This window comes from Klebsiella sp. MISC125 (assembly GCF_051131775.1).
GTDB lineage: Bacteria > Pseudomonadota > Gammaproteobacteria > Enterobacterales > Enterobacteriaceae > Klebsiella.
In genome coordinates, this window is sequence record NZ_CP180448.1 from 5,460,320 (window position 1) to 5,477,543 (window position 17,224).

Below are 17,224 nucleotides of genomic sequence, written 5' to 3' on the forward strand. Positions count from 1 at the left end.
ATTTCAGCGCGTTACTTTCCAGGTTTAACATCGGCTACCCAGGTGGGGAGATCCCATGTCCCACCCATGCGTAAATATCGACACATTCCGGTCGTCGCTTCGCGGCTTTTGCGAAACGTTGTACCATCCCACACCCAGTTTGCCATTCCCCAGCAATCACCGAGACCGCGCCCTTTCTGGCTCATGAAAATCTCACCCTCGCCATACTCGGATCCTGAAACGGTAATAAGAGCGGGATTGCCTTCAAGCTTGCTATCAACCACCCAATAACCGTACCCCTCGTTATATGCCGCCCGCCAGCACAGCGCTGAAATCAGCGAGTGGGCGTCATCCAGCGGCATCAGACTGATAATTTCTGCCTCCTGCCCCTCCTCTGGCTGGATGAGATCGCACCAGTCATCTTTGTTCAGCGTTGCCAGTAATTTTGGCTTCAGCACTGCCAGTTCAGGCGCTGTCAGCGCTCTTTCCTGAGCCTTCTCAAGCTTAACCTGGTAAATCACTGGCGCGGGAACGGCGGCCCGGACGCTGCTCTCCGGTTTATCACCTTTTTTGGTCAGCGCGCCCGGCGTGCCGATTCGCCCCTGAACATCATCCATTTTTAGCAGCACCGCATAAGCACCATCGCCGGAGAGCACAAACGGGTCCGGACCGCCTTTAAATTCAATTTTTCCACTGCCTTTGACCGCATTGATGATGCCCTGGACCTGTTTGTTCGACAGTGGCCAGCTCTCTTTTCCAGGCTTCACTTCGCCCGCAGGCTGGTCATTGATCCACAGCGTCAGCTTGTCAGGATAAACATCGCTATCGGTAATATCCGCCAGCATAAGTTCCCCAGACACCGCAGTCCCCGCTCCGGCCTGACGGGTCAGCAGTACTGAACCACCGGCACCTTCGTCGGGGCTGTATCCCGCCGCCCGGCAGGTCAACGTGTTATCACAAACCACTTCCCAGTCTTTATGGCTGAATGAAACGCCGCTTTTTTCCGCCAGCGCGGGGGCGCTGAGCACGGCTAATGTCAGCAGCCCTGCCCTGATTCCCTTTTTCATACCGTTTCTCCCTATCGGATAATTTTCCGTAGTCTGAACAATGCCCGTGACGGAGAGAAGTGTTTTCCCTTCTCTTTTATTCTTTTCAGACAATATCAGAGGTTGCAGGTCCCTTTGTCCTTCATCAAACATTCTCACATCACGATCAGTCCAGAGTGTTGGGTGAAAATATATTATTTGGCATCATCCAACATCATTTGATTATCAAAAAATATCATCCGGCGTGATGTTTAATCATCTTGTGATATTTCACTCTGTCGCGTTTTTCTGGTTGTTTTTATTCTCTCACTTCATCTTTCAAATTCATTTATGAATTGCGCCGTTTTGTTATTAACAGCGTCTTTCTACTGTTTATGAATTTGGATTCACGTTCGCTATCACGTTATAAATAAAATGAAGATATATAGATTTTTGGGCCTGTTGCCATCGTTATTTTTAGGGCTAGCGTGTGCCGCTGGCACATCCGCTATCGATAATTGTGAAGTGGGCTGCCCGACCGGCGGAAGCGCACAGACGCTGGTTCGCGAAGCCTATACGCTGAATAACAATAGCCGCAGCAAATTCGCTAATTGGGTGGCGTATAAAATCACCAAAGCCAGCCAGGCTAGCGGGCGCTCGCGCAGCTGGAAGCGCGATCCGGATTTACCCGCCGCAGATACGTTAGCCCCTGCTGCCTATAAAGGGGCAAGTACGGCGCTGACGGTCGATCGCGGACATCAGGCCCCGCTCGCCGGGCTGGGCGCAAGCGCGGACTGGCAGACATTAAACTATCTCTCCAATATTACGCCGCAGGAGTCCGGGCTCAATCAAGGTGCATGGGCAAGGCTGGAGGATAAGGAGCGCGCCCTTGCCGAGCGCAGCGACGTCACCGCAGTCTGGTCCGTAACCGGGCCACTGTTCGAACGACATATTGCCACCCTGCCCGCCGCGCCCGACGTAGAGATCCCTAGCGGCTACTGGAAGATTATTTTTATCGGCTCCAGTCCGGATAAAGGCGAATACGCGGCGTTTTTACTGGATCAGGCGACGCCAAAAAGCGCCAGTTTTTGTGATTATCAGGTAACGGTGGAAGAGATTGAACAACGAACCCATCCGGCGCTCTCTTTTTGGTCTGCCCTGCCGCCGGAGATTGCCCAAAGCCTGAAGACCCATAAAGGTACGCTGGCGAAGGAATTGGGCTGCTCTTGATTTGATATTTTCCTCCGGATTCAGGTATTAAGTTTGTATTATTGTTCAAGACTGTTTTTTGGTTATTTAAGCAATATCAGGAAAGGTATTTACCGTTGGAGCTAAATAATCGGGTTACGTATTTCATTCATTCTTAACATGCGGTTAAAGGCGTTTATTATGTTCGATTAAATTCTGGACTTTGCGTTTATTACTGGTTAGGTTTACAGGTGTTATTTAGCGCGGTGCGAATGTGTTGGCGCACACCCGCACCGCTGATCACAATTACTATTTACAAGGAATAGCAACCATGACTGATATCGATTGTATTGTAGATTCGCTTGATCCAGAAGTGTCGCCGAAGAATAAGCGTCAGTTGACGGTGAGTTATGTGAGGCGTTTGCCAGATCGTAGCCGTATTCCGGCGGTGATCATGAAAGGCGAGTGGCTGGCGGCAGCAGGATTTACGACCGGCACCAAAGTAGCTGTGCGGGTGATGAACGGCTGTATCGTGTTGACGACAATCGAGCCAGAACCGGAACTGGAAGCCGCGATGCGCAGAGTGGAGAAGCTGTCGGCCAGGAAGCAGAAGCAGGTCAGAGAGTTTATCGGGGTGATTGGAGGACGGGGTTAGAGAGATTATTCTCACAATGAGATTTCGTGTCTTATAGACTAAGAGCCTATCCCAGTAGGCGTTATTGGCGCAGCCAGTTTGGACACGGACAGCGCATAGAAACCGGAGCGTACACGTAGTACGTGAGGATTTCGAGCACTGCCCAGGTCCAAAATGGCAAGTGAAATAGTCCTAATGGGATAGGCTCTAAATGAGGAAACCGATCATGGAAACTTATCGACTACACCGCGGCAGGCTTATCGACCATATCCAGCTCGTTGTAAATGATTTCGAAGCCAGCAAAGCGTTCTATACAGCCGTGCTGGCGGTTCTTGAGATCCCTATCGTGAATACCTACGACGATTACTTTTGGGCTGATGAACTTGTTGTTTCATCAATAAAAAGTCCAGGGTCTGCCGGTATGCCGACAGGACGCCATCATCTGGCTTTCCAGGCCAGGGACCGTGAAACGGTGGATGCTTTTTACCAGGCGGCGCTGGCACACGGCGGGCGTGATAACGGAGCGCCCGGAGAGCGAACCTATCACCCCGGATACTACGCGGCCTTCGTACTCGATCCCGATGGTAACAATATTGAGGCGGTTTACCACGGAGAGGCTGAACGCAATGCGGAATCGGTAGAGATTAGTTTCAGTCTTTGAGCAGGACGGCCTCTGGACAGGGACCGTATTGGGCGAATGGCATTAAGTCAGACCAGGAATTCGCCATATCGAAGCCCTCATAATAATGAGGGCTACATAAAATAAATTCAGTGTTGTAGATTCATTACTTATTCATTTTATTAAGGAATAAATATGGGAGCCATTAACGAGATAGATATTGCAAAGCTGGTATTACTACCCGCGATTTTATATGTTGCAAAAAAGATCATCGACTGGGCGGGAAAGGTGATGTCCAGCCCGCCAGCGAAGCGAATAATTCGCTTTGAAAAGGTACCTATTGAAACAAAAATAGAGGTGCTGAATAAAATCGCTGAAATAGCAAACGCTGAAATACTCGACACCAAGCTCTCAAGGACGCATCAGACGGTACAAATAAAGTTTTTGTATGAGCAGATCGGGATTACTCTTCCTGTCTGGCACGCCCATAAGCTGATCGCTTTTATCGCTGATAAAAATATCGGCTCATATGATGTACGATTAATGAGCTTCCTTAAAAACCCATCCTTATATCGTTGTGAAGAAAAGCATTTTTCTGTAGATCCTAAAAAAATCAAAAATTTCCACATCGTTAGCGGGATTTTCTGGCTATTTTCAATAGTCATTTTTGCTTGCGCCTGGTGGACAACAATACAATCGTTACTGGCCAGCGGGGCCATAAATTCGGTTATCGCATTTTCACTGTTTTACTTTATTTCCGCTATTGTGGTCACTGGCTTTATCTTTAGCCAGGTTGGGGATACCTGGCAAAGCACCAGATTCGCCAGGCTGTTTGAAAGGTGGTGTGAGGAGGAAGCGCGGGTGGATAGTGTTGAGGGTGCTGTGCTAACCACATCGGAGACAGAAGAACAGATACCTCAATAGGCGGTTTTCAAATGATGAAATGCAGATACAAAAAAGATTTTTAGTGGACTGATTGGGTGATTTGGTGATTTGGTGATTTGGTGCGAAGGCCGGACTCGAATTTCACACCTAATAGACTGATATTAATGTAGTTTACAAGCAGGAATAATTATTTATACCCGCACTTGTACCCACAAGTTAAAATCCGTACAAAAAATAGACATTGCAAGTGGGTATAAAACCATACCAGTAGAACACCGATATGGCTATCAAACAAAGCAAGATGTAGGCCAATAGTATAACATAAATCCCCCCCACATCGGTTCTGCTATGAGCTATGATTGAAAAAAGTGGATACATAAAGTGAGCATTAGGTTGTAATGGTCAAGTTAGCTATTTCTTATTTACTGATTTCTTTCTGTAATCTTTCCCATAGAGGCTTTAACTGTTTTCTTATTGAGTTCGAATTCATTATACGAGATGCTCTGTATCCGTATGTCAAAAAATTCCGTTTCCCTACGTGAGCATAGCGAGCATAAATTTTTTCTTTAAAAAGTTCTTTTTTAGATAACCCTTTTAACTTCCTTATTTTATTCTTACGTTTCATGGTTGCTTTCGCAAGGCGTACACCTCTTTTCATCCTGTCAGAGTAACGTGATAGAGATGATGATCTCAGAAAAATATTGTCACCATCGAATAAAAAACCTAAATACTGCAGGGGTTTATCGCACCTTATCTTTGTTGGGGAAACTGAGAACTCTCTAATTTCTGTTTTTTTGATGTTAAGTGATACTTTAAGCTTAATTAATCTTTTCTCTGCCTCACCAGCAATATTATTTTTCTCTTCCGTTGGGACAATGAAAAGCATATCATCACAGTATCGAAAATATACGCCACCTAAAGATGAAACATATTCATTCATCTCAATATCAAAATTAAGCATATAAATATTAGATAAAAGAGCACTTATTGGTGATCCTTGTGGGATACCAAAACCCGCCTTATTAGAGACTATTAATTTGCCTTTTCTAACTTTATTTCTGAAATCTACGAAAGTACATATTTGCCTTCTTGTTTTCTTTGCGTTTTTGGCATTATTTTTAGGGATTCCCATTAGATCATATACTTCGTTTTTATCGACCTTTGAATACTTAGTAATTGCTTTGAATACGGCGTAATGATCTTCAGGCAACTTATCTTTACCTAGTAACCTGCACCAGGCTTCTTTCAGAAAACCATGATCAAGAGTATCGAAAAACTTAGACAAATCTAAAGCAACTGCACTACAGTTACCCCTTATTTTAATCTCTCGAAAAGCCTCATATGCAAAATCAATGTTACTTTTATTTAATGTTCTAAATGCTAGCACATTTTTATTTACATTATGCAACTGCAACTCTTTTTCATAAAACTCACTGAGAATAGCTGCATAGTAAGAATAAATATGACTATCAACATGGGATGAATAAGCTATTGGTCTTTCTTTCAATATCTTATTTATGGCACTCGTGCCTTTGTCTTGTTTTATTTTATAGGAAGCTGATGTAAACGTAATAAAAGGAAGAAATGAGTGAGTCGCAATTAATTCAGGGTTGCTCACTATGTCTAAAGCATGCTCTAACGAAACAGGTTTATCGAAATGAAGGTAGCCACGTCGTCTATACCATGAGTGTTCACGTGATTCCATTTTGTAAGTTCTCAAAAATTGTGAAACCGGGGCAATTTTGAACTGCGGTCATTCAACGTACATTGCCCCGGCTTAACAAAGTGGTCTTTATCCAACCTTCTCATACACAATTGGCTACTTGTAGCCAATTGTGCATTTCACCGCAAATGTTAGAAACACTGTATAATGTAATCAGCATAATGGAGACAGTAATGAGCATCATCCACTTGTTAGTCAGCCTCTGGTCGGTGTTCAGCGAAGGTCGCTGGCCGGGAGTTGACAAACTGTACATCACCCCTGCGCCTATGCGTAGGGCAGTGAATTTATAACATTTATTATGTTTCAAGTGCAACTCTAAGATAGATTGTACTTGTGCACTTCACAAATCAGCCAGACTGGCGGATTCCTCCGTAATAAAAAGTTTCTCTAATACCGCATGCTATATAATGTCAACCGCCGAGTAAAAATGGCAGAACTTAACCAAAGAAACTGTAGAGGCAACATTTGAGCCTTACTCAGGTTATCGTACCCATACCCCACAGGCTTTTTTTGTGGCATCCAACCCTTGCGAAGCAACAGTCTACCATCAGCTAAGCCTTCACGGCAGGGCCCCAGTAACCCGGCACGCACGCATACTGTCGATAGCCCGAAAATAGTATGATTATTCCTGCCAACTAGCTCCTCTGCAGTCATTACGAACCAGTTCGTACTTATCTATCAAAAAGTTAACAGCATCAGCGAGTGTTATACCGGCCTCAATATGTTCCTGAATGACAACCTCATCACTGAATGGTGTGTCGTTGAGTGTCAGGCCATAATGTTGTTCCAGCAGGCGTGCAAGCAGCATTTGCCAGACTGCCACAGGCGACAGATATAGCGTCGCCGCCTGCGGATTTGTTGCAGGTAGAGTTTTCATATTTGCTCTTGTGAAAGTAGTTAACGATGAGTGGGGTAAACGGCGATGTATACGTAGCCGCAACTGCCAAGGGTATCGGCTTCGCAGGTGAAACCGTTGTGGTACAGGGTGACACTGTGGGCATGGCGAGGATTCATTTCACCAGTGGTCAGCATCGGTTCCATTTGGCGGATAAAACGTGTGAATACTTCATCCAACTTCAAAGATTCTGCGTTACTGAATTCACCGGTAATGCAGGCCCGATCAGCCAGATAGTGCAGCCGGTTTCCCTCCTGTACCAGACGAGCACCAAAGCAAGGTGTCATATTACAATTCAGTCCCCATTTTAGAAATGAATCGTTCTCTGAGTCAGTAGATTTCATTGAAGTGCCCTCATATCCAGCCTCGCTCTGCAAACGACACAATTCCATCTGAACCGATAACCAGATGATCGAGTGTGTTCACATCAACCAGTGCCAGCGCTTCTTTAAGCCTGCCCGTAATGTTGCGGTCACATTGGCTGGGCTCCGGATCACCGGATGGATGGTTATGCGCCAACACAACGGCCGCAGCATTGAAACGAAGCGCTGATTTCACTACCTCACGGGGATGGACCTGCACATGGTTAATCGAACCGGCAAATAGCGTTTCACTCTCCAGTAAACGATGCTGGTTATCGAGATAGAGCACCATAAACACTTCCCGTTCTTGTCCTGCCAGCTGTAACCGAAGCCAGTCACGGGCAGCAGTACTTGAGGTAAAGGATATACCGGGCTGGCGCAGATATTTATCCAGCAGATTGGTAGCGCGTCGGATGGTCCGTTGAGCATAGGGTGTTAATCCGGATGTCGCGGTAAGCAGGTAATCATGTTGAGCCATAACCGCCAGCGGAAAAAGTTCAGGCTGTGATGATACCGGGGATAATGCGATATTCATGTCAGGTATTCCTCAGTCGATTAGATGCATAATGGCGCTGCATTCCGGATGGTTTAGCGCGTAGTCACGTAAGCGATAATAGTGCTCAGTCATCGCGTCACATTCGGTGCGACAAGCGTGGTGGCTGTATGCCATCAGGCAGGCCGCTATACCGGCAGCCTCTCCGCTCATCTCCGCATCGTTTCCATTCATCGGGTTGAACAACGTCCACTTCTCACCGTCGGGCTCCGGAGCCATAAATGCGCCGCCGTTGCTGAGTGTGTAAAAGCTCCAGACGCCGCCGCTGTAATCAGCGCACAGACGATCCATCCAGCCAAATATTTGGGGCTCAAGGGTTATCCATTGTGGGATAGATCCAAAGCGCTTTGGCCAGAAGCCGATACGTAACTCGTCAGGGACTACCGAGGCAGTAATTGCTGCCTGCTCAGCAAACTCAGGGTTGTGGGTATCCATTAAAATATCTCCTTATGCCGGAACGGTTGTTTAACGCCCGAAAAATTCGAGCATGTTTTCTGCCATAACCCACAGGGCGCGATTGAGTTTCACATCGCCGTCAATGCCGGTAACAGCACGGGTGCGGCTGCTTTTCCCCTGAGCGGTTCGCCCTGACAGACCTCCTTTCATCAGGTTCTCCAGCACGCGCTGGTATACGGTCCACAGGTCATCGCTGTAGTCCTCCCGGCGACGTGGGGTCAGCAACTGCGATACCGTGACCGGCTGGTGGTCTTCACCAAAGCGATACTTCAGCGCGGCATTCGCCAGGGCGTTCCGGGCTGGTTCTGGCAGTGCCAGTGACTGCATTGCATCGCGCTTCTCCTCCACCCGGTCAAACACACCGAGCACTTCGTAAGCCCCTTCAATCACCTTCTCAACAACATTCCCTTTATGTGGTACCCGCACTTCGCCAAATGACTGTCCGCAGACCAGACCGTTGGTACAGACGCCTCGAAATAGCCCCGGCAACATCTGGTATCTTGATGAGCCGTCATGGCTGTTGAGCAAAATGATTTCCGGCACCTGATGTCCGGTCAGTTGACCGGCACGACGCAGGCGAAGCATGTGTTTGGTGTGTTCCCGCTTGCTCTGGTCGCGAACCTTTGTCTGGCAGGCAAAGAACGGCTCAAAACCTTCGCGCTGCAGGCTTTCGAGGATGGTAATGGTCGGGATGTAGGTGTACGTGCGACATGAAGTCGTTCGAAGAATTGCTTTACCCGCAAGTATCGCGGTGATAAAGCCCGCTGTTCCGTCAGCGGTAGCCTACTGATCCAGGCTCGATGGGTAACTGTTGGGTCTGAAGCGATCGGGACAATGTAGCAGGGGCTGCAAGTACCAATGCGGCTCAGGCGCTAGGCTTGATGGTACGGTTAACACAAGTGAACTGCTGATAAACGTCGTCAACATTAAGCAGCTAAAGGTACTGAAAGGCTGTAGCCAAAAGGCACAGTAGCTGGATATTCCTTTTTATACTGGGGATACGCGGACAACAGAGCTACCGGCGGAGAAGCAGAACCTAACCCATCGTGTTCTTCGAACGGAACATGGTAAATCCGTATTGCCGCCCGGTTGGGCAGGGGCCTCGTAAGGGAAACCGTTGGCGGTGCGGATAGAGGAGGACTGAGAAAGCGAAGGCCATTCTGTAATGGAATGGATAGAGGTTGCGTCGATAGGCAACATTACCTCACGCGAAAGCGGGCAAACTTCAGTCTGGTCTTTCATCACGAGAGAGTCTGGCGAACCTTTAAAGGAGGGAAAGCAAATGACGGCGCAGCTAAATAGCTCTGGTGCACTCTCCGATCAGGCGACGCACTGGCACAGTATTGACTGGGCAAGATGCCACCGCGAGGTCAGAAGGCTTCAGGCACGTATCGTGAAGGCAACGCAGGAAGGCAGACATGGCAGAGTGAAAGCCCTGCAATGGCTGCTCACCCACTCGTTCAGCGGCAAAGCTCTCGCCGTTAAGCGAGTGACAGAGAATCGCGGCAAACGAACTTCTGGCGTGGATGGGATTACGTGGTCTACGCCGAAGATCAAGCTCAAAGCAGTATTATCACTCAGGCGAAGGGGCTATCGTCCTCAGCCACTGAGGCGGATTTACATCCCAAAAGCCAACGGGAAGCAGCGGGCACTGGGCATTCCCTGCATGATCGACCGGGCGCAGCAGGCATTGCATTTGCTCGCTTTGGAACCGATAGCCGAAACAACCGCAGACCCGAACTCATATGGGTTCAGGTCTGCCCGATCAACGGCTGATGCAATTGAACAGTGCTTCAAGGCTCTTTCACACACCGATTGTGCGGAATGGATCCTTGAAGCTGACATCCGTAGCTGCTTTGACGAAATATCGCACGACTGGCTGGTCACCAATATCCCGATGGACAAGGCGATCTTGCGAATGTGGCTGAAAGCTGGCTACTTTCACCATAGTGTCCTTTATCCAACAGCGGCGGGCACACCCCAAGGGGGGATCATATCGCCAACGTTGATGAATATGACTCTTGATGGATTAGAACACTTGCTGCGACTTAAATATCGCAGGAGTACCCGCAATCCGTCAAAGGTCAATATTGTTCGATATGCAGACGACTTCATCATAACCGGTGTGACACGTGAAATGCTGGCAGAAGAAGTTATCCCTATGGTCGAGCAGTTTTTGGCGGAGCGAGGTCTCTCGATGTCACCAGAAAAGACCAGGATCACACATATCAGCGATGGATTCGACTTCCTCGGCATGAACGTACGCAAATATGGGGGCAAACTGTTAATCAAGCCAGCTCCTGTAAGTGTCCAACGTTTCCTGCGCAAAGTAAGGGGAGTGATTAAGGGTAATGCAATGGTGCGACACGATACACTGATAAAGAAACTCAACCCGATGTTACGTGGATGGGCAAATTACTATCGGCATGTTGTGGCGAAACAAACATTAAGTAAGGTCAGTTGCGCGATATGGCATAGCCTGTGGCGCTGGGTAAAACGTCGGCATCCCCACAAGGGAACTGGGTGGATTAGGAGGAAGTACTTCCGAATCATTGGATCCCGGCACTGGGTCTTTGCCACGGAAACCGGCAGGATACTCCAAACTGGAGTCCCCGAGCTTCTGGAGCTTTACAACATTGACAGTACGCCGATCAGGCGGCACAGGAAAATCCGTTCTGATGCCAATCCATTTGATCCTAAATGGGAAATCTACTTCGAAGAGCGATTGGCCCTTGCAATGCAGAGGTCAATCAAGGGACGAACCCGGCTGATTCGAATATGGTTGGCTCAGGAACGACATTGCCCTGTCTGCCAACAGATGATCGGAGAATCTACTGGGTGGCGTCTCTTCCACGTGAAACGAACGATCGACGGTGGGCGAGATACCAACAGTAATCTGATAATGTTACATCCAGACTGCTACCAGATAGCCCGCGCACGCCGATTCAAAGTGGTGAAACCGGCTCCTCCAGTGGGGCTTTGAAAGGCTTGAGCCGTGTGCGGGGAAACTCGCAAGCACGGTTCTTAGGGGAGGATGCGGTGGTAACACCGTGTCCTTACCCGACCTGTCTGAACGAGATTCATGCTTGTCACTCCCGAACACACTGGGGACATGACTCATCAGCTCTTCGTGGGTCAGAGGCCGGTCACGGCGTATCTGGTTTATACGACCAAAGCGGCTGGCTAATCGCATAGCTAACTCCTTATCTGATAATGAAATAAAAACAAAAAGGCCATGTTCCCGAAGGAGCATGGCCTGTTGCTATCTGGTGCTGGTGTGTTGCGAGGTGGAGAGGACTGAAATGTAAGTAACTAATCGCTGTAGTGTGTGGTCCGGCACTCACTGAGGTCAGACAGCTCTTTTTGCGTATTCTTCAGACCCGGACTGAAAGTGCCTACTTTTTTATCGCTGACATAAACATCGAAATTTGCTGCCTGCCCCAGTGCGTCAATAAATGACACCCAGGCATTATCGCCATTCCTCCAGCCGAGGGATGAAGGTAATGAGAACTGACTGTTATCAATGACGACCGTTATTTCCGTCCCGTCGTCATGAGAACTTACTGATGTTCCATCAGGCAGAGTGAGATCAACACCGTGTTGCATAATATTCTGCGCATCCGGATTGCCAGTACAGTTCAGATTAAACACCACCTTCTCCGGGCTGGTAATGATATATTCGGTCACGCCCATCCCAAAACCACTCGTCCACATATTGGGAATAGCCTGTGCTGTTGATACAGAAGCCAGCATAGCTAATGTAAATATTACGTAAGGCAGTCGCATAATGTTGTCCTCAAATCATGTAATAAAGCTTTTGTTGTTTAAAACAATAAAGTAATGAAAAAACAGTTGGATTATTTTATTTGTTTGTAGCGAAACGCTTCTTTTCCAGCATAAATCCCGACAAGATCGTCATAACGAGGGTCCTTTTTATTCGGGCGGAACGTTACTTTCATATCGGGACTGCACATATCCTTCATGGTGAGATTGAATTCTTTACCTGGCGTAATGGTATACCCTGTTGCCACATCGTCTTTACTGGGAGTGATCCACCCCCATATCCCCCCCGGACAATCTCTGGAAGGTTTCGAGCGAACAACAATAAACCATCCCATTGAATCCACTTCCGTCGCTGTACACAGTTTTCTGACCTGTCGGTGGGCATCACACCAGAATATATTCCCACTTTTATTATTCACTGCCGCAGGCAGGAACCCGCTATAAGGACGTGCTGCGTGAGCATTACCTGCGATAAGTAAGGGAAAAAACATGACAGGCAGTAAAGACAATAATTTCAATTTTTTCATTAGATTAACCTTACATTCAATTGTGGAGACCATCTCTAATCAGTTTGTCCGGATTGCCCCCGACTTTCTGATGGAGAAAATGAATTCAGCGACTGCTGAATAAAACGGAAATGAGGTAAGGCAGAGATAAAATGTTTGTCCTCCGACAGCTGATAGAGAAGCTCACTGCGAATAAATGTTTCCCGCGATGGCCTTACCAGATGAATCTCATCCAGCCGGAAGACACGTAATTGCCTGTTATGTTCAGCGACAAGATACCAGTAACCGTCAAGAGCGATTAGCCGGTAAGGTGCGATGGCCTCATGACGCTCCCCTTCAGTCAGAACGGTGATGCGCTGACATCCCGAAATAGCTCTGACCAGCCTGTAGAAGCAGAGCTTTCCTGCCGGGGGATGAGGTCTGTCCTGATGCCATACCAGACAGGGTCGATCATCACAGTCCAGCAGGCTGCTGATCAGTCGCCGGTCAAAGCCAGGGAAAACCCCGGCCAGCCCCGTGCGGTGAGCAAAGGTCAGAATATCTATTTCCTGCCGCGTACTGTGAATATCCGAGCGCAGACTGCACTGCCCCTGGTAATAATCCAGGTCGAGATACATCAGACGTTCCCGAAAGTCACGACGCAGCGTGCGCTCTGATACCCCGAATTCAGTTGCCAGTTTGCGAATAAACAGAGTTTCACCGGACACCAGGCGGCTAATAATCAAAGACAACCTGACAGCAAGCCGGTCATGTCGCCGCTCCTGAAGCGTCATGAAAGATTTCTCCTGAGAAGTTAACTCTCTGAATTAATACTGATTACTTTAAAGGAAGGAGTGGACAGGGTATGGACAACATCGGAACTATTTTTTATGAGCAGTCCAGCCTTGTGGGCGCTCGTCTGACAGACAATGATGCTTCGCCTGATTTAATTGATGATAAAACGCAGTGGAAAGGACGTGTCCACAATCAACAAATCATTAACAACCAGTTCATCATTCGCAGAGAAAATTGCGATATCAGAAGAATATCCAGTCCCAGACGGCCCGTGCGACCGACACCACCGCATCACGCACGGTACGAATCACCGTTTTCAGTGGCGCAGGCAGGAATGACGATGACTCAACCGTATCAAAAACCCGGCCCACAGCGTCACCGAAACTGTCACGGGCCTGCGACTTTACCGGCTCTGTGCAGAGTCTCCCTTGCAGTTGTGTCACCACCGGGCTGGTGGCGCGGTCAGGCAGACAGCGCATCATGGCTGCCACCATCTCCTCAATGCCCCATCCAGTGCGGGCGGACACCACACAGACCGGATGATGCAGTTTAAACATCGCCATAATCGCTGCCTGCTTCGCTTTAAGATTTTCCAGTTGGTGCGGTGAAGGCTTGCTGGTGAGGGTATCCCATTCATGACAGGGTTCGATTTTGTCGGCCTGGTTAATCACAAACAGTACCTTTTGCCTGTAAGGTTGCATCACACCGTGCCAGAACTGCTCGTCCACAGTTAGTGCCCGATCATCGGCCTTAATGACCCACAGCACCAGGTCCAGCTCGGGCAGCATACGACGGTACAGGGCACGGTATTCGTGATCCCGCCACCCGTTTTCACCTACCCCCGGTAAATCGACAATCACCAGACTGTGACGACCGCTGCGCAGCCGGAAGCGCAGTACGTCGCGAGTACAGGCGTTCACGTCACTCACCGGAGACACCTCGCCCCGGAAAAGTTCGTTGCAGAGAGAGGATTTACCAGCACCACTTTTGCCCATGATGCCAATCACCGGCTCGTAGTGAGTCAGGTTCTGGATACGTTCAAGAATAAGCTGGCGAAGCGTGCGCGGAAGCGACGCGAGCGGTTGTTCAAAGGCCTGAAGGCCGTCAGGTTTATTCATACAGTAGTCTCAGCGTGAAAAATTAAAAACCCCGCGCTCCAGTCAGGAAAGCGGGGATTCACGGAGATAATATCTGTCTGAAATTATTTGGAATTTTAGATTAATACGTAAAGGAAGATGTGCAGTCTAGGGCTGAAAGATATCCGCTTAGTGCCAAGTATAGTCATTCACACCCTGAGAGTTACACTTTTAAGTGATTCAGGGTATGCGCTTACTGGTTACGAATATTGTGCCAGAATCATGTGGTTTGATGATTGCCGCTTTGCTTTCGAGCCAGTAAGTGCTCCACGTTCGCTAACGAATACTCAGGGCATGCAGAAAAACTGCTGACTATATTTCTTTCGAAGAGCGTGGAATGCATACCAATCCTCGATTTAAAGGAGCTGGTGATGACTGCGATTAATCAGTTTGCTGCTCATGTTGGTCTGGACTGGGCGGATAAAAAACACGATGTCTGCGTTCAGTTTAAAAACGGCGAGCGCATATTCCAGGTGGTTGAACACACTCCGGAAGCACTTGATATCTGGCTCAACGAGTTGCACCAAAAGGTGAAAGGCAGGATCGCTATCGCCCTTGAGCTGAAGAAAGGCCCGGTGGTGTATGCTCTCCAGAAGTACCCATTTGTCACTGTTTTTCCTGTGCACGCGTTGTCACTGGCCCGCTATCGGCAGACCTTCTGGCCAAGCGGTGCTAAGGATGATCCACAGGATGCTGAGTTAGCATTAGAGCTAATGCTACGCTATCCCCAAAAGATAAAAGCCATAGAACCCGACAATGGCAATATCCGATTACTTCAACAGTTAGTTGAGCAGCGTCGACTGCTGGTTGAGGACAAACGCCGCTTTGTGAATCGACTCATCAATACGCTAAAACAGTATTATCCTCAGCCCCTGGAGTGGTTCTCACATCGGGGTAGCTTACTGTTGTGTGAGCTGATTATCCGGTGGCCCAGTCTGCAACAACTGAAACGAGCCAGGCGCGACACGATTCGCAACTTTCTGAATGCCAAAGGTGGCCGCGCAATGGCCCTTACCGAGCAACGTGTTGCGAATATTGATAACGCGAACCCATTGACGACAGACCTGAGTGTTATAGAGGCTAATGCTTTGATGGCAACAGCACTGGCGACACAAATTAAAGTCGTGAGTGAAATCATCAAAACCTATGACGAACGAATCGAAACGCTGTTTGACACATTGCCAGATGCTGGGCTGTTCAAATCACTTCCGGGCATGGGGCCGTGTATGGGCCCACGTATGCTTGCTGCACTTGGTGATAACCGTGATCGGTTTAACAGCGCTGAAGAAATTCAAAACTATGCAGGTATTGCACCGGTGACCGAACGAAGTGGCCAGAAATCATGGGTTCACTGGCGATGGCAATGTGCCAAGTTCGTCAGGCAGACCTTTGTTGAATGGGCTGCCAAGACGGTTAATTCATCATACTGGGCCAAACTTTATTACCAGAGACAGCGAGAAAAAGGGAAATCGCATCAATCAGCAATCCGGGCTCTGGCGTTTAAATGGATAAGGATCATTTACCGCTGCTGGAAGACCAGAACCCGCTACGACGAAGCTAAATATTTGCTGACACTGGAAGCGCGAAAGTCGCCCTTACTGAAGCCATAAAAAAAGCTTGTCGAATGTCTCAGGGCGTGAAGCAGACCTTCCTATTTTGATTATGTGTCCCGGCAAGATGATGGTGTAAATATCCCGCAAAATCGTGCCATTCACTTTTAGAGAGCTTCAGACATATTGATTATGTCCTCTGAGGAAATCGCCTGCTCATTGTGGGTTTAGCATGCAATGAAAGGTTACCATAGAACATGATCTCGCTGACTAGAGGGCGAGTGCTTGCGGTTGAGTAATGTAATGAGAATTCAATATTCTGTTTACCCGCATAAATTTCTCGAATTTCCTCGCAATTGTCATAAGTCACCAACCATGGAGTCGCAATAGTTTCAACCTGAGCAGCAATTGATGCATGATCAGATGCTTTATAATGGTTGCGATAGAGTTGATTACCCTTGTGATAATACGGTGGGTCAAAATAAATCAAGCTACGTGCTGGCAAGTCTGATTTTAAGCCAGATATAAGATCTTGCGCATCTTCATTATAAAGAGAAATATGCCTTTTTAACCTGGCAATGTTACGAATTCTTAGAGAAAGATCTGGCTTATTAAAACGGGCAAACATTAACCATTTGCCTGTTTGAGCTTTCCCACCTATAAGGCCTCCCCGCAGGATTCCGGAACGGTTGGTCCGATTAAGGTAAAAGGTGGCAAAACCAACTTCTGTTGGACTATGGTTTTGAGGATCTGCATGGACCGCGCGTTGAGCCTCCCAAGTTTCTAGTGTTGGTTGAGCTTCATCAATAAGTCGTAATAGGTTATCTGTATCGTTCAGAACAGCCCACCAGAACGCATGAATTGCTGGGTCTAGGTCATTGAGCACTATACGATCAACATGGCCGCCACAAAGTAAAAGAATGGCAGCGCCAGCACCTCCGGCATAGGGTTCGACGTACCATCCGTCATTCAAGCCATTCTCTCGAATTAGCTGAGATAACCAAAGGCTTAACCTCCCTTTGCCTCCAGGGTAACGCAGAGGTGTGCCAAATGTCCCCCCTTTTGTCGGCTGATTATCTTCGCTTGCAATTAACCCGTTCATTATCAACTCTAAGTTAGTATCCTATAAGCATCGTAACTTACCCATTGAATGCTG

Annotated in this window: 17 protein-coding genes and 2 pseudogenes; 6 read left to right on the forward strand and 13 right to left on the reverse strand. The window is 48.1% G+C overall.

The window, feature by feature from the left end:
- Positions 1 to 11: 11 nt before the first annotated feature.
- The gene (locus ACMYSL_RS25560) at positions 12 to 1,046 is read right to left on the reverse strand and encodes a DUF1176 domain-containing protein (protein WP_434660355.1); all 1,035 of its coding nucleotides are present in this window, start codon (positions 1,044 to 1,046) and stop codon (positions 12 to 14) included.
- A 393-nt stretch (positions 1,047 to 1,439) separates the two neighbouring features.
- Here ACMYSL_RS25560 and ACMYSL_RS25565 point away from each other — a divergent pair, with 393 nt between their 5' ends.
- The 4 genes from ACMYSL_RS25565 (at position 1,440) to ACMYSL_RS25580 (ending at position 4,369) form a co-directional block, all read left to right on the forward strand.
- Entirely contained in the window at positions 1,440 to 2,234 is a 795-nt protein-coding gene (locus ACMYSL_RS25565) for a DNA/RNA non-specific endonuclease (RefSeq protein WP_304255581.1), read from the forward strand.
- Positions 2,235 to 2,523: 289 nt separating this feature from the next.
- The gene (symE, locus tag ACMYSL_RS25570; protein WP_181483818.1) at positions 2,524 to 2,847 is read left to right on the forward strand and encodes an endoribonuclease SymE; all 324 of its coding nucleotides are present in this window, start codon (positions 2,524 to 2,526) and stop codon (positions 2,845 to 2,847) included.
- 205 nt (positions 2,848 to 3,052) lie between these two features.
- Positions 3,053 to 3,487, forward strand: a complete 435-nt coding sequence (locus ACMYSL_RS25575) for a VOC family protein (RefSeq protein WP_110276635.1) — start codon at positions 3,053 to 3,055, stop codon at positions 3,485 to 3,487.
- 153 nt (positions 3,488 to 3,640) lie between these two features.
- Positions 3,641 to 4,369 carry a hypothetical protein gene (locus ACMYSL_RS25580; protein WP_434660358.1) on the forward strand — a complete coding sequence of 243 codons (729 nt, stop codon included), beginning with the start codon at positions 3,641 to 3,643 and terminating at the stop codon, positions 4,367 to 4,369.
- A gap of 379 nt (positions 4,370 to 4,748) precedes the next feature.
- On the opposite strand, the gene drt2 is transcribed toward ACMYSL_RS25580, so the two are convergent.
- The 6 genes and pseudogenes from drt2 to ACMYSL_RS25610 form a co-directional block, all read right to left on the reverse strand.
- Positions 4,749 to 6,035: an antiviral reverse transcriptase Drt2 gene (gene drt2, locus ACMYSL_RS25585; RefSeq protein WP_181481293.1), complete on the reverse strand. Its 1,287-nt coding sequence runs from the start codon at positions 6,033 to 6,035 to the stop codon at positions 4,749 to 4,751.
- Positions 6,036 to 6,675: 640 nt separating this feature from the next.
- Positions 6,676 to 6,930 carry a TA system toxin CbtA family protein gene (locus tag ACMYSL_RS25590; RefSeq protein WP_181481292.1) on the reverse strand — a complete coding sequence of 85 codons (255 nt, stop codon included), beginning with the start codon at positions 6,928 to 6,930 and terminating at the stop codon, positions 6,676 to 6,678.
- Between the two features lie 20 nt (positions 6,931 to 6,950).
- Complete coding sequence (locus tag ACMYSL_RS25595) at positions 6,951 to 7,292, reverse strand: type IV toxin-antitoxin system YeeU family antitoxin (RefSeq protein WP_141875858.1); 342 nt, start codon at positions 7,290 to 7,292, stop codon at positions 6,951 to 6,953.
- A gap of 10 nt (positions 7,293 to 7,302) precedes the next feature.
- A complete protein-coding gene (radC, locus tag ACMYSL_RS25600; RefSeq protein WP_017880113.1) occupies positions 7,303 to 7,845 on the reverse strand; it encodes a RadC family protein in 543 nt (180 codons plus the stop codon).
- A gap of 12 nt (positions 7,846 to 7,857) precedes the next feature.
- Positions 7,858 to 8,298 carry an antirestriction protein gene (locus tag ACMYSL_RS25605; RefSeq protein ID WP_059356640.1) on the reverse strand — a complete coding sequence of 147 codons (441 nt, stop codon included), beginning with the start codon at positions 8,296 to 8,298 and terminating at the stop codon, positions 7,858 to 7,860.
- A 30-nt stretch (positions 8,299 to 8,328) separates the two neighbouring features.
- Positions 8,329 to 9,021 (reverse strand): annotated as a pseudogene (locus ACMYSL_RS25610) (DUF932 domain-containing protein); the annotation flags it as partial.
- A gap of 580 nt (positions 9,022 to 9,601) precedes the next feature.
- On the opposite strand from ACMYSL_RS25610, the gene ltrA reads away from it, so the two are divergent.
- A complete protein-coding gene (ltrA, locus tag ACMYSL_RS25615; RefSeq protein ID WP_434659184.1) occupies positions 9,602 to 11,302 on the forward strand; it encodes a group II intron reverse transcriptase/maturase in 1,701 nt (566 codons plus the stop codon).
- Between the two features lie 81 nt (positions 11,303 to 11,383).
- On the opposite strand, the pseudogene ACMYSL_RS25620 reads toward ltrA, so the two are convergent.
- From ACMYSL_RS25620 to ACMYSL_RS25640, 5 genes and pseudogenes are all read right to left on the reverse strand, one after another.
- Positions 11,384 to 11,512, reverse strand: a pseudogene (locus ACMYSL_RS25620) (DUF932 domain-containing protein); the annotation flags it as partial.
- Between the two features lie 119 nt (positions 11,513 to 11,631).
- Entirely contained in the window at positions 11,632 to 12,105 is a 474-nt protein-coding gene (locus ACMYSL_RS25625; protein ID WP_434660360.1) for a hypothetical protein, read from the reverse strand.
- Positions 12,106 to 12,176: 71 nt separating this feature from the next.
- The gene (locus tag ACMYSL_RS25630; RefSeq protein WP_000734321.1) at positions 12,177 to 12,629 is read right to left on the reverse strand and encodes a hypothetical protein; all 453 of its coding nucleotides are present in this window, start codon (positions 12,627 to 12,629) and stop codon (positions 12,177 to 12,179) included.
- A 35-nt stretch (positions 12,630 to 12,664) separates the two neighbouring features.
- A complete protein-coding gene (locus ACMYSL_RS25635) occupies positions 12,665 to 13,381 on the reverse strand; it encodes a helix-turn-helix transcriptional regulator (RefSeq protein WP_012543038.1) in 717 nt (238 codons plus the stop codon).
- A 243-nt stretch (positions 13,382 to 13,624) separates the two neighbouring features.
- Positions 13,625 to 14,500, reverse strand: coding sequence for a GTPase family protein (locus tag ACMYSL_RS25640; protein ID WP_050872430.1), 876 nt, complete (start codon positions 14,498 to 14,500; stop codon positions 13,625 to 13,627).
- A gap of 389 nt (positions 14,501 to 14,889) precedes the next feature.
- Here ACMYSL_RS25640 and ACMYSL_RS25645 point away from each other — a divergent pair, with 389 nt between their 5' ends.
- The gene (locus ACMYSL_RS25645; protein WP_434660362.1) at positions 14,890 to 16,128 is read left to right on the forward strand and encodes an IS110 family transposase; all 1,239 of its coding nucleotides are present in this window, start codon (positions 14,890 to 14,892) and stop codon (positions 16,126 to 16,128) included.
- Between the two features lie 130 nt (positions 16,129 to 16,258).
- Here ACMYSL_RS25645 and ACMYSL_RS25650 read toward each other — a convergent pair whose 3' ends face one another.
- Complete coding sequence (locus tag ACMYSL_RS25650) at positions 16,259 to 17,170, reverse strand: DNA adenine methylase (RefSeq protein ID WP_434660364.1); 912 nt, start codon at positions 17,168 to 17,170, stop codon at positions 16,259 to 16,261.
- Between the last annotated feature and the right edge of the window lie 54 nt (positions 17,171 to 17,224).

What these genes read in the sequence shown, in the direction of transcription:
- ACMYSL_RS25560 (WP_434660355.1), bottom strand. Translation starts at nt 1,046, where the DNA reads ATGAAAAAGGGAATCAGGGCAGGGCTGCTGACATTAGCCGTGCTCAGC.
- ACMYSL_RS25565 (WP_304255581.1), top strand. Translation starts at nt 1,440, where the DNA reads ATGAAGATATATAGATTTTTGGGCCTGTTGCCATCGTTATTTTTAGGG.
- symE (WP_181483818.1), top strand. Translation starts at nt 2,524, where the DNA reads ATGACTGATATCGATTGTATTGTAGATTCGCTTGATCCAGAAGTGTCG.
- ACMYSL_RS25575 (WP_110276635.1), top strand. Translation starts at nt 3,053, where the DNA reads ATGGAAACTTATCGACTACACCGCGGCAGGCTTATCGACCATATCCAG.
- ACMYSL_RS25580 (WP_434660358.1), top strand. Translation starts at nt 3,641, where the DNA reads ATGGGAGCCATTAACGAGATAGATATTGCAAAGCTGGTATTACTACCC.
- drt2 (WP_181481293.1), bottom strand. Translation starts at nt 6,035, where the DNA reads ATGGAATCACGTGAACACTCATGGTATAGACGACGTGGCTACCTTCAT.
- ACMYSL_RS25590 (WP_181481292.1), bottom strand. Translation starts at nt 6,930, where the DNA reads ATGAAAACTCTACCTGCAACAAATCCGCAGGCGGCGACGCTATATCTG.
- ACMYSL_RS25595 (WP_141875858.1), bottom strand. Translation starts at nt 7,292, where the DNA reads ATGAAATCTACTGACTCAGAGAACGATTCATTTCTAAAATGGGGACTG.
- radC (WP_017880113.1), bottom strand. Translation starts at nt 7,845, where the DNA reads ATGAATATCGCATTATCCCCGGTATCATCACAGCCTGAACTTTTTCCG.
- ACMYSL_RS25605 (WP_059356640.1), bottom strand. Translation starts at nt 8,298, where the DNA reads ATGGATACCCACAACCCTGAGTTTGCTGAGCAGGCAGCAATTACTGCC.
- ltrA (WP_434659184.1), top strand. Translation starts at nt 9,602, where the DNA reads ATGACGGCGCAGCTAAATAGCTCTGGTGCACTCTCCGATCAGGCGACG.
- ACMYSL_RS25625 (WP_434660360.1), bottom strand. Translation starts at nt 12,105, where the DNA reads ATGCGACTGCCTTACGTAATATTTACATTAGCTATGCTGGCTTCTGTA.
- ACMYSL_RS25630 (WP_000734321.1), bottom strand. Translation starts at nt 12,629, where the DNA reads ATGAAAAAATTGAAATTATTGTCTTTACTGCCTGTCATGTTTTTTCCC.
- ACMYSL_RS25635 (WP_012543038.1), bottom strand. Translation starts at nt 13,381, where the DNA reads ATGACGCTTCAGGAGCGGCGACATGACCGGCTTGCTGTCAGGTTGTCT.
- ACMYSL_RS25640 (WP_050872430.1), bottom strand. Translation starts at nt 14,500, where the DNA reads ATGAATAAACCTGACGGCCTTCAGGCCTTTGAACAACCGCTCGCGTCG.
- ACMYSL_RS25645 (WP_434660362.1), top strand. Translation starts at nt 14,890, where the DNA reads ATGACTGCGATTAATCAGTTTGCTGCTCATGTTGGTCTGGACTGGGCG.
- ACMYSL_RS25650 (WP_434660364.1), bottom strand. Translation starts at nt 17,170, where the DNA reads ATGAACGGGTTAATTGCAAGCGAAGATAATCAGCCGACAAAAGGGGGG.